Below are 15,486 nucleotides of genomic sequence, written 5' to 3'. Positions count from 1 at the left end.
CCATTTCCTATTTTTTCGTGCTTAGCACAATAACCTATCAATCCATAGAATTTGGTGTGAATTAATGATTGGGACTGATCTTGTCCGTCGTAACGAGAACCTTTTACAAGTGGTTAGAAGTTATTACCAACTAACCAAACCGAGGATTATTCCTCTATTATTAATCACCACGGCCGCTTCGATGTGGATGGCCTCTAAAGGTGAAGTGGACTCTTTTAAACTCTTCATTACCTTATTAGGAGGAACCCTCGCAGCCGCTTCAGCGCAAGTGATGAACTGTATCTACGATCGCGACATTGACTACGAAATGTTGCGGACTAGAACCCGTCCCATCCCTTCTGGCCGAGTTCAATCTAGTCACGCCCTCATTTTTGCAGTGGTGTTAGGGGTGATGTCTTTTAGTCTTTTTCTTGCCTATATAAACCTTCTCAGTGGTTTATTAGCTATGTCCGGCATTGTCTTTTATATGCTGGTATATACCCATTTCCTCAAGCGCAATACCCCTCAAAATATCGTTATTGGTGGGGCAGCAGGTTCCATTCCTCCTTTAGTGGGTTGGGCTGCTGTAACAGGGGATCTCAGTTGGGCCCCTTGGATTTTATTTGCCATTATTTTCCTCTGGACTCCTCCCCATTTCTGGGCTTTGGCTTTGATGATCAAGGATGATTATGCTCAGGTTAATGTTCCTATGATGCCCGTCATCGAAGGAGAAGAATCAACGGTGCGTCAAATTTGGTGGTATACCTTATTAGTGATTCCTTGTACCCTGTTGTTAGTCTATCCTGTGGGTGCTTCTGGTTGGTTATATGGAGCGATCGCTATATTATTAGGGGCGATATTTATCAAGAAAACCTGGTTACTGAAACAAAACCCCTTTGATAAGGATATGGCAAAATCTCTGTTTAAGTTTTCTATCCTTTATCTAATGTTGTTATGTACTGCGATGGTAGTAGATAGTTTACCTCTTACCCGTGAAGTGTTCATGGTGATAATCAATTTTGTTAGCTAATGGTACTGAATATGTCCTTTAGTTGAAGTATCAAGGTTGTGAAGGTGCTTAAAAACCTTCACAACCATTATTTTTAGCCTGAGTTCGATATAAGGAAATTTCTAGAAAACTAACTCAAATGAGAAGTCTGAAACCTTCATTCTCTCCTTAAGAAAATCATAACTCCGAACTCCGAACTCCGAACTCCGAACTCCGAACTCACGTTAATTTTAGGTCATCCTTTCGATTTGTCTAACAGCAGTTAAGGCCGAATAACTGACCCCTGCTGTACCTTCTCCGGGGTGGGTAGAGTCTCCCACTAACCAAATATTTTTCATCGGGGTACGGGTAGCGATACCAAACGGACCAAAAGTAGACACCCGTTGGCCAACACCTCCTACTATCCCTTTATCCCTAGCTGTATAGTAGGCAAAAGTGCGAGGGGTGGCTGCTTCTTGGTGAATAATAGTGTCAGCATTGAGGTGGAAATAGTTACTCAAACGGGCGATCGCTTCTTGGCTATATTGTTGTTTTAATTGTTGATATTTCTCTTCACTTATATTGTTCCATATTTGAGTATCGGTGAAACTAGAGGCAATAATTGTTCTTTGTCCTTTTTTTGCCCTACCATCTCCAGGTTTACTCACAGAAACAAACAAGGAATTATTTTCCCCAATAATGCCATCATAATCATAGAAAAATTGCAGATGAGGGGGACAACTTTCGGGGATAGCTTTTTCATCAACCCCCAAATAAATAACAAAGGCCCCAGACGCTTCGGGCAGTTTATCAACCCTTTGTTGATACAGGTTAAACCCAGGTTTAGTCGGTGTATCAATCATTTTTACTAAATTTTGTACAGGAACATTAGTCACCACATGATCTGCTATTTTGGTGATGGTTTCCCCTGTTTTGCGAACACGAATAGTAACTTTAGTTTTCTTATCCTTAAGGGTTTCTATTTTCTCAACAGAATGGCCGGTGAAGAGTTTTCCGCCGTATTTTTTTAACCCTTCTACTAAGCGATCGCTCAATACCTGCATACTCCCTTGTAAATGATATAATCCTTGGGGTTCCTGGGATACTCCTAACGCTGTAGCTGCATACAATAAAGCGGTTTCATCAGTATCCACTTGAGAATATAATTTTAACTGTAAATCAAGGAAGGTTTTTAATCTGCGATCGTTATATATTCCATACAACCGTAAAGCATCCCCCACCGTCATCAAGGTAAAAGGAACTGTAATTAAAGTATCTAACCGTAGCGCGCTGGTGAGTTGCCAAAGATCCCAAAGGTTGCGAGGAGGTAAGACAGGATCTCGCCCTTGAAACTGCCAACTTGCTTGAAATAGTTTAGCTAATAATTGCCAAAAGGGTTCGCTTCCGGGGAACTGTTGTTGTCTTTCTTGTTGCCATTTTTCAGGATCACGCCAAACATTGATCGGTTGGGTTTCTCCGGGTAAAAAAACCGCACAAGCGGGATCACAGGGAGTAACCGGGGGTAAGTCAATCTCTAATTCTTCAAAAATGCGGTGATGAATGCCTCCGGGTTCTAACCCTGCCACTTGGGTTGCTCCCACATCGAAGGTAAACCCCCGACGTTTGAAGGTTGAGGCACAACCCCCAGGTACATAAGCCTGTTCATATAAGCTTACATCATACCCTCGACGGGCTAGTAATGCCCCGGCCGTTAAGCCCCCAATTCCTGCTCCCACGACTATAGCTTGTTTAGACACAGTTTAAATTTTTGTTATAAAAGTTTATATTTTTCTCATTATATATTTATTTGTAATTCCGAAACAACGAATAATGGATAATTAATAAATTCTAGATGTATTTAACCATTTTTATATGAATAATTTCCCCTTCTGTAAAGAGATCGCCTACTGGTTCAAAGCCTAATTTTTCGTACAAACTTTGAACATAAACTTGAGCATGAATAACAATTTGCTTATATTTTTCTTGTTCTTTAATAAAGGCGATCGCCTCTTTCATTAATGCTGTGCCTACCCCTTGACCTCTTGCGGTCGATAAAACAGCCAATCGTTCAATTTTAACAGTATCTTCATCAATATATCTAATTCTTGTTGTTCCTATGGGTTTTTGAGCTAAATAAGCTATAAAATGAACACAATAATCATCGTAACCATCAAATTCTAAAGCCGGATCTACCCCCTGTTCTTGTTGAAAAACACGGATTCTGATATTTTCAATAGCTTCTAAATTATCTTGATAGTTAGTATTTTTAATTTCTACTTTATTCATGGTTTTTAATCTTTATAGAACAGGAAATACCTTACCAAAAACCTCTTTTTCCACTAGGCATAACTGTACGCCAATTGGTTTTTGCTACGGATAATTGAGCCTCAGTAATTCTAGCACTATTGAGATCGACCCCACAAAGATTAGCCCCTTGTAGGTTAGCATAATTCAAATTAGCTCCACATAAATTAGCCCCCCTTAAATCCGCTCCATTGAGGTTAGCATAACCCAAATAAGCTTCATTAAGATTAGCATTTTTCATAATAGCTTCGCTTAAATCTGCTCGGCCAAGATCCGCACGAGATAACTCAGCGCCTTGTAAATTAATACGACTTAATTTGGAGTCATAACAATTAATTCCTGGTAAAAAAGCTTTGGATAAATTGAGTTCATTTAATTCTTGATGAGCAAAATCCCGACGACCTTTATTGTAAGCTTTTAATAAGGTTTTACTTCGCCATTTTTTCTTCTTTTTTTTAGGTTCCGTGGCATCAGAAAAAGCAGTTTTTCCACGGCCACGACGACGGGTAGAAGTTGCCCCATGAGCCATATTATAAACACTTCCTGGTGCAGCCGCACCACCTCCACCTCCACCTCCACGGTTAACGCTAATAGAGACAGGTTTATTGAGTTCAGTAGAAACGGAAGAAACGGTATTTCCTCGAGTTCTCGTCGATGGTGATGTAGTAATTAAACCTGTACTCACGGAACAATTGGGAGTTGATGGGCTACCGGAAGTCTTGAACCCTGAGATCATGGTGGTCATACTATCTTGCATCCCTTGTTCATAAGGGGCCATGGCCATAGCATCTAGGACTTGTTCGGCTGACTTGTAGCGATGTTTAACCGATACCTCTAACATCTTTTTGAGAACTTTGGCCAAGGAATAGCTAATATCCACGTAGGGTTCCCAAGCAATTTCCCCAGTTTCGGGGTCACAACCAATATCTTTAGGGGTTTTAGCGGTTAATAAGTACACACAGGTAACACCCACCGCATAAATATCACTGGCGTAAACAGGACGCATAGCCATTTGTTCGGGAGGAGCAAAACCGGCAGTTCCCACGGCAAAAGCGGTAAAGGCGGTTTGAGTGTTATTGGCTACCATAGAATTGACTTGATTTTTCACGGCTCCAAAGTCAATCAACACCAGTTTACTGTCTTTTTGAGAGCGAATGAGGTTAGCGGGTTTGATGTCACGGTGAATGACTTTCTGAGAATGGATATACTCTAGGATGGGTAAGAGTTCCGTCAAAAATTGTTTAATCCCTGCCTCGGTAAAAGGGCCTTTTTTCTTAACCTCTTGATGAAGGTTATTGGACTTTGGACAAAAAACAATTGTTAGCGTAAATTTTACGCTAAACATATCTCCAGAGCTAAAATAGAGAATTAAGGTGATTTTAAAAACTCTCTTTCCATCTTTTTAGGGGATTTTAAATATTAAATAGCTTCATTCAGTTTCGGTTCCAATATAGATATCTAAGTAGCTTTCCGTTAGAGATTGAATGACTCGTTCTAATTCATCAATGAGATTTCTTCTAGTGAGTTTTTCTACAGCATCAATATGAGCAGAACTTTCGGCTCGTCCTAAATATTTATATTTGGTTTTTTTCTCATTATTAGTGGCCATAGGAAAAATTGATTCAGCAGCCTGTAGTTTATAATACCAGTAGATTGTTCCCTTTCCATTAACCTGATAACGAATAATATGACAATTAGCTGGTGCTACTTCCCCTTCCCGTTCAATTTTCTTTATTTTCTGTTTAAGAGAGCGAATTAGACTCTTAATTTGTTTGGCTCTCAGGTGGACATCTTGACTGGTCTTAAGTTCGGAATGTGATGACATTAGCCTTAACTATAACAAACAACCTCTTTTGACGTTAGCGTATATATTCCGCTAATTTATAAGGTAATAAATTTTAAAAATGACCAAAAATGAAACGGCTACGTCTGTCGAGGAATTCCTGGTGTGGAGGTCTAACCTCTTCCAAGGACTAAAAGCTAGAAAAGAAACTATTATAGAATTACTCGATGCCCTCTCCAGTAACCAACAAGCTCACTCAGTCGTTGAATTGTCTCTCAATCCTTTATTTAGAAGAGATTATAACAGTTTATATAGAGGAATTCAATAGTTTTTACCCACTCAAACTGACCCTAATTATGAACAGAGAATTGAGACTTTATTTTCAGCGGTATCGAGAACAATTCCTCCCACTTCAAAACATTATATCTTATTTGGTATTGACACAACTCCCTGTCCACGACCGTTTGCCGAAACGTTAGCGGATAAAACCTTTATTCATTACCCCAATCCAATTAAGGGAAATAAACCCATTAATATTGGACATTGTTATTCCGTTGTCTGCGCTTTACCTGACCAAATAGACACAGAAAAAGTCCCTTGGGCTGTCCCCTTATCAGGAGAGCGAGTTCCCTCTAAACATAAAGGAGTAAATCAAGGCAATCAACAACTAAAAAAAATCTGGCAAAGTTCTTTATTTTCTGATAAATTATCTGTCTTAGTGGCTGATAGTGACTACAGCCAAAAGGATTTTATTGGGGAACAAGTTAAGCATGAAGACGTAGTTACTATTACAAGAGTTAGAAGTGACCGAGTTTTTTATCGTCAATTTATTCGGGATCCAAATCAAGCCAAAACTTCGGGACATCCCCGTTGGTATGGGGATAAATTTGACCTTAAAGATGACCAAACTTGGACTGAACCTGATGAAGTTCATCATGTTCCCTTTACAACGAAAAAAGGTCGTCAATTAACAGTGACTATTTCGGGATGAAAACAGATGTTAATGAGAGGAACTAAAAACTATAAAATGAACAATCACCCCTTTACTTTACTCCAGATTGTTGTCAGAGCTCAAGAAAGAAATAGTATTTGGAAACCTATGTGGCTTATTGTTATTGGTTCTCGGCGCGATGAGTTAAGTTTAGTTGATTGTTATCAGTGTTATCGACAACGTTATGACATGGAACATCTTTTTCGATTTGGTAAACAAAGATTATTGATGACATCTTATTTAACTCCCGATGTACATCATGAAGAAAATTGGTTTAAACTAACACTTCTTTCTTATGTAAATTTGTGGGCTGCCAGAAAATTAGCTGTGGTTTTACCCCGTGATTGGGAACAGTATTTGAAGACTAATAAATCCATCAAAATCACCCCTAGTCTAGTTCAAAGAGACTTTTCAAGAATAATTACGACCTTGGGGACTTTCGCCAAATTTCCCAAACGTCGAGGTTTTTCTTCCGGACGTATTAAAGGTTACAAAAAAGCCCCACGAACTCGTCATGATGTTATCAAGAAAGGGAGCAAAAAATCAACTGAAAACTTAAAAGCTCCTTAGTTTTCCTCAGAATCTATAGATTAGCCCTATTTGCCAGCCAATTTTATTGACTGATACAGAGCCGATATTTTGGGATTTTAGTTTAGCGTAAAATATACGCTAACAAACTTTTTTTGTCCAAAGTCCAATGAGGAACACTCTGGGTCTTATTCTCCCACATTGACTGTTGTTGTTCATAAACTTTTTTGATAGTCTCTAGACAATTTTTCTGTCTTTTACTCAGATTTTCCAGGGAAGCCCCAGCTTGAATTAAGTCTTCTATATTTCCTAAATTTTTCTTAAGGTATTTTAACTGTTTCCCGATAGCTTTTCTTCTTTCTTGATAAGATACTTTTCGTTTTTTAGCTACTTTTAAGTATTCCTTTCTAGCAATTTTTCTAGAAGTTCTCGGCTTTTTTCTCAATTTTACTCTTAATGGTTTATAAAGATTATCTATTATTCTTTCTGTCTCAATTCTGGCTTGATTTAATATGCCTAAATCCGTTGGGTATTTGATGTCTGCTGGCGCACAAGTCGCATCTAAAATTAGTTTACCTTTATTTTTTATTTTTTCTCCTTTTTATTGGAGACAATCCTTTTTTTTTACTTCTTTATCACTCTTGTCTATTTCTCTTTTTACTATTTTTTTATTGATTTTGTTTATCAATTCTCCATCAATTCTTTTCCTAAAATGAACTAGTATTGAAGATTCCAGTGGTGGCTCTTGTTGATAACAATTTAAACCTATAAAGTATTGTAGATAGGGATTTTCTCTAATCTGTTCTATAGTTTCTCTATCACTTGTTCCTAATTTTCCCTTAATAATTAATGTCCCTAATGCCATTCTAAATAGTTTGGCTGGCGCACCTTTTTCTGCTGAAAAAAGTTTAGCATATTCTTCCTCAAAATCATCCCAAGGTATCAACTCTGCCATGATTACCCAACGATTAGGTGATTTCCAAGAAAAAGTTTCCCACCCATTCTCAGAATCTGTTTGTAGAACATCTCAAATAAGCGAAAAGGGAAAAATAAAAAGTTGTTCGCGGATACTTTCCGCGAACAAAAACCTCCCTATCTAAAAGAAAGAAATACGCTAACTTTTAAATTAGCTTTGACTATTTTTAAAAAGGAAATTCACTTAATTTTACACTCTTATTAACTTTTTAGACTAACTGGGTCTAATCAAAATATCCCATTTAGGTAAGTGAGGATTACGTTCTAAACGTTTCTCAATTTCCTTCATCTCTTTTTTCGTTAAAGAAATGCCTTTTTGATAAACTTTTTTACTTAACTTAACTATCGGATTTAAGCCTTTCCATGTCATAGTTTTTACCCAAGCTAACATCGTTTGAGCATTTCTCAGAAGTGTTCCGTTCCAATGCCTCTCTAAAATTCCCCAACATCTTTCTATGGGATTATATTTACTGTGATAAGGAGGAAAATATAGTAATTGAATAGATTTCTTAGTTTGGTCGGCAAACTCTACCATTCTCTTCAAAAATTGCCTTCTTATTCCACTATTTTCTGCTCCATTATCAACTTTAATTTGGATGTTCTCTAGTTGCTGCTTTTCAGTTATACTCAGACTTGTCCACCATTGCTCCAAGTTATCTACCATGAAATCACTCGTTTTATAAGAACTTCCAAAAGTTACATAAAGTTGCCCTGTATCTTCATCTACAATCCCACAAGGAACGTATTTTTCTTTAGTTCCCATATCATGATCTTGAGCTTGATTATAACCTCTGGTTTGTCCGCCACGTGAATATTCTCCTATTTCCACAGTTGCTTTACAATCCATACTTAAACGTTTCACAGAAGGGTCTTTTTTTCTATCTTTTTTCTCTATATTCTCGAAGATAGCGTCCGTCTCCGAGATTTTTTTTTAGGTTTAGCTTTTACCACTTTTCTTAATCGATAGCCCAAACGATTTAAAATATCTGCCATTGTCGAAGCAGCAGGAACCTCCTCTCCATTATATCCTAGATTTCTTAATTGTTTAATGGCTTCAGCCGCCGTTAATCTTGTATAGGCAATGGGGTTATTAAATGTGGGGTTTTGTTGTGCGTGAGCTTCGGCTATTTCTTTCAATGATTGGGCAACTATTGGGTATCTTTCCTCCCATTTTTTACATCCACTATTGACTGATTGTAATCCTAAACACACTATCCCAGTTCGTTTTTCATGTAATCCAAGTTGAACATTTTTTCTCCCCCAACCAAACACGATTTCGGTTTGTCTGGCACTTCCTCCACAATACTTGAGACACATTTCAGCTTGAAATGAACGACGCTCTGCTCCCGTCATTTTTGAGGCTGCTAAACGTAAACCATCGACCATCGACGGGGTTAAGGGATTATTTGTCTGTTTTAGCTTCAATTTACTCTCTCTAATCTTTTTACCTCTTCATTTTAATCTATTTCTTCTGTTTTTTCAGACAAGCCAATTATGAAATTTTAAAGTTGTGTACCAAGATCCGCTAACTCTCTGTTCCTTTTATTTCTTGAAAGCCTTTAGTCCAAGCGATTACCCCCTATGGGAAAAGCTTTCTCGGAAATCACCTAAATTCAACAAATAGTTCATCGTATTTAACATCTACAGATTTAGCTACATCAGGAATAATACAATGTCCTAATTTTCTGGCTCGAACATACTCAACAACTAGATCATCAAAATACTCAATTAACTGATAAAGTGCATGGGGTAAGGTTTCCCCCACTCTACCACCATAAGTTTGAAAGTACCATGGTTCAGGAATAAAGGTTTGATTACGTCGTCCACTAAAAAAACGAACTGAGCAAATTTTGCCAATTTCCCCACTCATGACTCTTGTTTTTAGTTCTGTGACTGTCGGTTTAAAAAGTTCGTTATGAATCACAGAAAATCTCCGCCCTGTTTCTTTTTGTTTAGCAATGACTTGATCAGCCTCTGCTAAGCTATAGGTAAAAGGTTTTTCAATGAGAACATCACATCCTGCATCCATAGCTTGACAAGCCATTACACAATGGAATTCAGGGGGGGTCAAGATGATAACCACATCTAAGTTTTCTGCGGTCAATAAGGTTGTTAAGTCATTATAAATATTGATATTTTTCTGTTTGACTAATTTTTCTGCTCTTTCTTGGTTCCGATCACAGACTGCTTTTACCCGAATTTCTCACAAAATCTGCGATCGCCAAACACAGAAGCCTTACAGGAAGTGGGTTTGAACAGAGCGATCGCAGATTTCCCCAACCAAAGGAAAAGAAATAATCGCTAATTTTGATGGGGGACTAATCACTTCAGATGCGGGGATTGTCTGGATAGCTGAGTTGGATAAAAAACTGGGAATTACGGAGAAGTTTGGTAACTGTTTTCAAGATCATCGTCATCAATCTTATGTAGATCATTCCGTTCATGAGTTATTAGCACAAAGGCTTTATGGAATTATTTTAGGCTATGAAGATGTCAATGACCATGATAAATTACGTCACGATCCTGCCCTTAAGATCGCTTTAGAAAAGCTTAATGAACTTGAAGATAAAAAGGGATGGTTAGCTGGAAAAAGTACAATTAATAGATTGGAATATTGTCCTGAGACTATTCTCGACCAAAAAACGAGTCGTTATCATAAAATAGAACCCAACTTTGAAGCCATTGAAAAATCTTTTGTCGAATTTTTTTTAGAGTCTTATAAAAAACCTCCCTTAAGTATTATATTAGATATGGATGTCACGGATGACCAAGTACATGGTAATAAAGAAGGGGCATTTTTTAATAGTTATTATCACGGAGTATGTTATGCTCCTTTATATATTTTCTGTGGGCATCATTTATTAGTTGCTAAACTTCGTTCATCTAATGTAGATCCAGCCGATGGAGCCTTAGACGAATTACAAAGAATTATCGGACTAATTAGGGTTTGCTGAATAAAAGCAAAACCCTATTCTTTAAAAGGTTACACCCATATTCGCGATCGCAAAAAAGATCAGCTTTGTCGGCTACAAACCGCTATAATTGGTAGAAACACCTCCCAGTTGTTGGTCAAGAACAAATGTATCGAAAAGAGGAGCAACCTTTACCGCCCCCAGAAAAATTTGAATTACCTTTCGAGGGCAAATTGTCCCCCAATAATCGTTGGGTAATCATGGCAGAGTTGATACCTTGGGATGATTTTGAGGAAGAATATGCTAAACTTTTTTCAGCAGAAAAAGGTGCGCCAGCCAAACTATTTAGAATGGCATTAGGGACATTAATTATTAAGGAAAAATTAGGGACAAGTGATAGAGAAACTATAGAACAGATTAGAGAAAATCCCTATCTACAATACTTTATAGGTTTAAATTGTTATCAACAAGAGCCACCACTGGAATCTTCAATGCTAGTTCATTTTAGGAAAAGAATTGATGGAGAATTGATAAACAAAATCAATAAAAAAATAGTAAAAAGAGAAATAGACAAGAGTGATAAAGAAGTAAAAAAAAAGGATTGTCTCCAAGAAAAAAGAGAAAAAATAAAAAATAAAGGTAAACTAATTTTAGATGCGACTTGTGCGCCAGCAGACATCAAATACCCAACGGATTTAGGCATATTAAATCAAGCCAGAATTGAGACAGAAAGAATAATAGATAATCTTTATAAACCATTAAGAGTAAAATTGAGAAAAAAGCCGAGAACTTCTAGAAAAATTGCTAGAAAGGAATACTTAAAAGTAGCTAAAAAACGAAAAGTATCTTATCAAGAAAGAAGAAAAGCTATCGGGAAACAGTTAAAATACCTTAAGAAAAATTTAGGAAATATAGAAGACTTAATTCAAGCTGGGGCTTCCCTGGAAAATCTGAGTAAAAGACAGAAAAATTGTCTAGAGACTATCAAAAAAGTTTATGAACAACAACAGTCAATGTGGGAGAATAAGACCCAGAGTGTTCCTCAAAGAATTGTAAGTTTAACTCAACCGCATATTCGTCCAATAGTGAGGGGAAAAGCAGGAAAACCAATAGAGTTTGGAGCTAAACTCTCAGTAAGCTGTGTAGATAACTATGTGTTTCTAGACAAAATAATTTGGGAAAACTTCAATGAATCTTGTCATTTAAAAGAACAAGTAGAAAAGTATAAAGAAACGTTTGGCTATTATCCCGAATCCGTCCATGTAGATAAAATTTATCGAACTAGGGAAAACAGAAATTGGTGTAAGGAAAGAGGGATAAGAATCAGTGGTCCGAAGTTAGGAAGACCTCCGAAAAATGTCAGTGAAGAAGAAAAGAAACAAGCCCACTCCGATGAATGCTTCCGTAATGCTATTGAGGGAAAGTTTGGACAAGCTAAACGAAGATTTAGCCTAAATCTCGTGATGACAAAACTCCCTGAAACCTCCATTACATCTATTGCTATTACATTTTTAGTTGTCAATCTTTCTAAACTTCCGAGGCAGTTTTTGTCGCTTTTTTTGTCCTTATTTACTAATAATAGAACAAGGGAACTCATCAAACCGCCTTTCATTAATTTTGATTATACTTTAAACAATTTTTATGTACTAAAACTTATTGATTTGTCAGAAAATTCTTGGTCAAAAGTGGCATAAATTTTGGAGAAACTTTTTCAGCAAACCCTAATTAAACAGAAATATTTAAGCCGTTTTCGTCTTTATGCTGACCCTAACCCTATGTCTACTAAAGGGGTACGAATGGCACAAGGGGATTTTTCTGTTAAGGGTTTGGAAAATGCTAATAATTTGATTCAGTTATCCGGTCAGTTAATTGAATCCTATTTAGAACAGGCTAAGGGGAAACGCTGTCTCGTTTTTGCTATTAATGTTGACCATTCAATGATGATTGCTGCTCGTTATAATCAAGCTGGTATTCCGGCACGTCATCTTGATGGCACTACCCCCAGCCAAGAACGTCAAGAGATTCTTGAGCAATTTAGACAGGGAAAAATTTTAGTTCTTACTAATTGCCAGTTATTTGATGAGGGGTTAGATATTCCCGCACTTGAAGCAGTACAGGTGGCTAAACCCACTAAATCTTTAACTAAATGGTTACAAATGGTTGGCAGGGTTTTAAGACCAACAGAAGATAAGGATTATGCTGTTATTTTAGACCATACTAAAAATTGGGCTATTCATGGTCTGCCTACTCGTGAGCGTATTTGGACTCTTGATGGGGTTGAAGATACCAAAAAAACTAAAACTAAACGTCATTCTCATGGGGTTGTCACTGAAGAAGAGATCACCGTTGCTGAAACTGATACTCCTCTGACTCATATTGATGAAACCGTTGAAGATAAAACTGTTGAAGATGAAACCCTTGAAGATCAAACCCTTGAAGATAAAACCGTTGAAGATGAAACCCTTGAAGATGATAGGAGTTACGCATTGACAAATTAACTTAAATATGAGTAGCTTTAAAGAGAGACAACGATCGCTAATTATTAGAGTCATTAAAATTGACGTAATAATAACAATAACTAATCTATAAATTAGGCTGATAATTTCAAATTTATTTGCTCTAAAATAAAATTCCGATTAACTTCAATAGACAATTCTCTTTGGAGTTGATACCAATTATCAATTAACTCATTAGCTCTCATTAATTTCAAGTTTAATAAAAGCCCGTAAAGAAATAAAGAAATGGGTCAATATAGCTTCTGATTTTCTGACTATAAATTTATTGATACCACATAATTGTTTGAGCGCACGATGGTAACATTCAATAATCCAATGAGTTGTTTTCAACAAAGTAAATAGAGTTTTATCTGTTTCTCTTAAGTCTTTATTTTCTTTGTCAAATAAAATATAAAAACGAAGCATCCCGTTTTTGAAATGTTTCTTAAATACTTTAACTTCGCCAAACTCTTTTAAGTAAACAATTGTCCCATTTTCCCCTATTTCTAAGCTTTCAACGGATTGATATTGTCCTTTAACGATTGATACTTGTCGATTTTTAGCTATTCCTATCATGAAACCTAATTCTTGTTTTTTCAAAAATTTAAGGTTCTCTTTAGATGAATACCAACTATCACCAGTTACATAAATTGGCCTCAGTCCCCAAGCTAAAACTTCCGATAGCATCATCCGAAAATAATCATTTTTAGACAGATTATCTTCTTTATCATAAAGTCGATAATTTAGAGGGACTGAAATTCCATTAGGGTCAGTATATAATAAAGTAACTAAATTAATTCCTTTGATAGTTTTATGTTTATTTCCTGACCAGAAATAACCAATAAATTTACTTAATTTAGGATTACTATAAAGTTTTTCAATGACTGTATCATCAATACTTAAGGTTCCCCCACTCAGTTCAATGTGCTGTTTAAATTCATTGAATAAATCAACAGGTTTATAGCTTTCTCTTAATAAAAAACGGTTAACACTATCATGAGATAAATCCTCAAATATCTCGGATAAACGATTACAACCCGAATATTTGGATTCAGCAATTAAATAGTAAGTATAGAGTTCTAAATGACATTTAGCCGTTGATTTCTTCGTTATAGTTCGGATATCTACCTCCAGTTCTTATAATCCTCTCTATTTTATCAGTTTTTTGCTTTTTGTTAACAGCGATCGCTTTCTCTGTTTGGACTATGCACATTGTAAACCATCTGTCAATGCGTAACTCCTATAACTGACATTTTTTGATAACTTCTATATCTTCTCTGAAGCGAACACTCTCAATTATAACTTGAGAAAAATATTCAGTTTTTATATTTTTTAGGAATTCCTCTAAATCTCCAGAAGTGAATAATTTTTCTAGTTTTATTAATTCTTGATCAGAGCCATTAACAATAAGGTTATAACTAGATTGATCAATATAATCTACTTGCAGAGAATTATCTTCACTGACTTTTTTAAATAACGATATAACTAGGTCAAAGTTATAGAAATTAAGTTCATCTATGAAGCTGTTAATACAAATCTCTAATCTTCTTTGACTTTCTATTGGATGACAACCACACTGAACAGACTTATCCCTATAAATATTGCTCTTGTTTCTCGAATAACTGTAATTGTACATTTTATTTCCTGGGTAGATTAAAAGCCAAAGCCTGGATTAAATCTTCTATTGTACATAGCAAAACCATCCCTATTTATCAATTAACTGTATCAGAATAATTGACATAGACCACGTGGTTAACGACGGGGTATAATTCTGTTAAAAAGCTCTCCTTTAAAGGATAAAAAAGACAAAATTATTCATTTTTCGAGGGTCTTCTTCCCTTTTAGGGGGAGGTAATTATCCATTATTAAAGTCCTGATATATTCTCCCTCCTCACATATCATTTCCGACTGCTATATCAGCAGATTTGATATTATGGATTATTTTTCATTAATTGGTCTTCTATAATATCACTCATCCCCAGAAGAAATATCTTAATAGGCTTTTTGTTTTCTGCTTGAGGTAGTATAGCCATGTGGCTGGCAAAATCAATTTTAGCCACCTGACGATAGGATAAGGATACGGGACGAATGGTTGCCAAGGGAATATTACTAAGAATAGGAAGTCCGGCAACAGGAATACCATATTTTTCTTCAGTGTTAGTTTTGAGTAAAAGAAGAAATTTATGACCATTAGAAACTGTCGAAACATTGGCATTCTCAAGCTTATTCGAGTCTCTAGAAAAAAACTGCTGATATAAATCCAAAGTGGTCACATTTTCTGAACCTACATCAGTCATACCAAGACCCGTATCCATGGCCCAATTAATAGGAGGACAAGGGATAACCTTGAAGACGGACTCAACGGGAAGAGCAAAAAGATAGTCAGATTCATCTGATAAAGAATTTCCTGAAATCCTAAAAACGAGAACCCGTAAAGTATCCGGTTGAGTGGTGGTATGAGATAATCTTTGAATTTCAAAAGTTTGATCGATCATGGCCATTATCGTCTCCATTACAGTTTACTTTTTGTT

Annotated in this window: 10 protein-coding genes and 5 pseudogenes; 5 read left to right on the top strand and 10 right to left on the bottom strand. The window is 36.4% G+C overall.

Annotation, left to right across the window (positions count from 1 at the left end; genetic code table 11):
• Positions 1–64 precede the first annotated feature (64 nt).
• Complete coding sequence (locus tag CWATDRAFT_RS01005; RefSeq protein WP_007303226.1) at positions 65–1,009, top strand: heme o synthase; 945 nt, start codon at positions 65–67, stop codon at positions 1,007–1,009.
• A 209-nt stretch (positions 1,010–1,218) separates the two neighbouring features.
• On the opposite strand, the gene crtD is transcribed toward CWATDRAFT_RS01005, so the two are convergent.
• The 4 genes from crtD to CWATDRAFT_RS00985 form a co-directional block, all read right to left on the bottom strand.
• Entirely contained in the window at positions 1,219–2,724 is a 1,506-nt protein-coding gene (crtD, locus tag CWATDRAFT_RS01000; RefSeq protein WP_007303225.1) for a C-3',4' desaturase CrtD, read from the bottom strand.
• 91 nt (positions 2,725–2,815) lie between these two features.
• Positions 2,816–3,253 (bottom strand): GNAT family N-acetyltransferase, encoded by a 438-nt coding sequence (locus CWATDRAFT_RS00995; protein WP_007303224.1) that lies wholly within the window; start codon positions 3,251–3,253, stop codon positions 2,816–2,818.
• Between the two features lie 31 nt (positions 3,254–3,284).
• Complete coding sequence (locus CWATDRAFT_RS00990) at positions 3,285–4,616, bottom strand: serine/threonine-protein kinase (protein ID WP_007303223.1); 1,332 nt, start codon at positions 4,614–4,616, stop codon at positions 3,285–3,287.
• An 84-nt stretch (positions 4,617–4,700) separates the two neighbouring features.
• The gene (locus tag CWATDRAFT_RS00985) at positions 4,701–5,096 is read right to left on the bottom strand and encodes a hypothetical protein (protein ID WP_007303222.1); all 396 of its coding nucleotides are present in this window, start codon (positions 5,094–5,096) and stop codon (positions 4,701–4,703) included.
• 79 nt (positions 5,097–5,175) lie between these two features.
• Here CWATDRAFT_RS00985 and CWATDRAFT_RS38085 point away from each other — a divergent pair.
• Positions 5,176–6,615, top strand: a pseudogene (locus tag CWATDRAFT_RS38085) (NF041680 family putative transposase).
• Positions 6,616–6,745: 130 nt separating this feature from the next.
• Here the strand turns inward: CWATDRAFT_RS38085 and CWATDRAFT_RS35335 are convergent.
• From CWATDRAFT_RS35335 to CWATDRAFT_RS00950, 3 genes and pseudogenes are all read right to left on the bottom strand, one after another.
• Positions 6,746–7,543: pseudogene (locus CWATDRAFT_RS35335) on the bottom strand (IS5-like element ISCwa2 family transposase); the annotation flags it as partial.
• Positions 7,544–7,762: 219 nt separating this feature from the next.
• Positions 7,763–8,865 (bottom strand): annotated as a pseudogene (locus CWATDRAFT_RS39165) (ISAzo13 family transposase).
• Between the two features lie 286 nt (positions 8,866–9,151).
• Positions 9,152–9,748: a Gfo/Idh/MocA family protein gene (locus CWATDRAFT_RS00950; RefSeq protein ID WP_081450891.1), complete on the bottom strand. Its 597-nt coding sequence runs from the start codon at positions 9,746–9,748 to the stop codon at positions 9,152–9,154.
• Positions 9,749–9,818: 70 nt separating this feature from the next.
• Between CWATDRAFT_RS00950 and CWATDRAFT_RS00945 the strand changes: the two are divergent.
• The 3 genes and pseudogenes from CWATDRAFT_RS00945 to CWATDRAFT_RS00935 all read left to right on the top strand — a co-directional run.
• A pseudogene (locus CWATDRAFT_RS00945) lies at positions 9,819–10,493 on the top strand (IS1380-like element ISCwa5 family transposase); the annotation flags it as partial.
• Positions 10,494–10,627: 134 nt separating this feature from the next.
• Entirely contained in the window at positions 10,628–12,154 is a 1,527-nt protein-coding gene (locus CWATDRAFT_RS00940; RefSeq protein ID WP_007303213.1) for an IS5-like element ISCwa2 family transposase, read from the top strand.
• A 3-nt stretch (positions 12,155–12,157) separates the two neighbouring features.
• On the top strand, positions 12,158–12,958 hold the full coding sequence (locus CWATDRAFT_RS00935) for a DEAD/DEAH box helicase (protein ID WP_007303212.1): 801 nt from the start codon (positions 12,158–12,160) through the stop codon (positions 12,956–12,958).
• A gap of 92 nt (positions 12,959–13,050) precedes the next feature.
• On the opposite strand, the pseudogene CWATDRAFT_RS32570 reads toward CWATDRAFT_RS00935, so the two are convergent.
• The 3 genes and pseudogenes from CWATDRAFT_RS32570 to CWATDRAFT_RS00920 all read right to left on the bottom strand — a co-directional run bounded on the left by CWATDRAFT_RS32570 (position 13,051) and on the right by CWATDRAFT_RS00920 (position 15,450).
• Positions 13,051–14,077: pseudogene (locus CWATDRAFT_RS32570) on the bottom strand (IS701 family transposase).
• 118 nt (positions 14,078–14,195) lie between these two features.
• Positions 14,196–14,591, bottom strand: a complete 396-nt coding sequence (locus CWATDRAFT_RS00925) for a hypothetical protein (RefSeq protein WP_007303210.1) — start codon at positions 14,589–14,591, stop codon at positions 14,196–14,198.
• 295 nt (positions 14,592–14,886) lie between these two features.
• Positions 14,887–15,450 carry a hypothetical protein gene (locus CWATDRAFT_RS00920; protein WP_232286908.1) on the bottom strand — a complete coding sequence of 188 codons (564 nt, stop codon included), beginning with the start codon at positions 15,448–15,450 and terminating at the stop codon, positions 14,887–14,889.
• Between the last annotated feature and the right edge of the window lie 36 nt (positions 15,451–15,486).

Origin of the sequence: Crocosphaera watsonii WH 8501 (assembly GCF_000167195.1) — a bacterium.
In the GTDB taxonomy this organism is placed as follows: Bacteria; Cyanobacteriota; Cyanobacteriia; order Cyanobacteriales; family Microcystaceae; genus Crocosphaera; species Crocosphaera watsonii.
The sequence above is the reverse complement of the archived record's forward strand: the minus strand, read 5'-3'. Positions and strand labels throughout refer to the sequence as shown.

Coding starts and splice junctions, on each gene's coding strand:
- CWATDRAFT_RS00990 (WP_007303223.1), bottom strand. CDS start 4,616: ATGTTTAGCGTAAAATTTACGCTAACAATTGTTTTTTGTCCAAAGTCC.
- CWATDRAFT_RS01005 (WP_007303226.1), top strand. CDS start 65: ATGATTGGGACTGATCTTGTCCGTCGTAACGAGAACCTTTTACAAGTG.
- CWATDRAFT_RS00985 (WP_007303222.1), bottom strand. CDS start 5,096: ATGTCATCACATTCCGAACTTAAGACCAGTCAAGATGTCCACCTGAGA.
- CWATDRAFT_RS00995 (WP_007303224.1), bottom strand. CDS start 3,253: ATGAATAAAGTAGAAATTAAAAATACTAACTATCAAGATAATTTAGAA.
- CWATDRAFT_RS00920 (WP_232286908.1), bottom strand. CDS start 15,450: ATGATCGATCAAACTTTTGAAATTCAAAGATTATCTCATACCACCACT.
- CWATDRAFT_RS00940 (WP_007303213.1), top strand. CDS start 10,628: ATGTATCGAAAAGAGGAGCAACCTTTACCGCCCCCAGAAAAATTTGAA.
- CWATDRAFT_RS00925 (WP_007303210.1), bottom strand. CDS start 14,591: ATGTACAATTACAGTTATTCGAGAAACAAGAGCAATATTTATAGGGAT.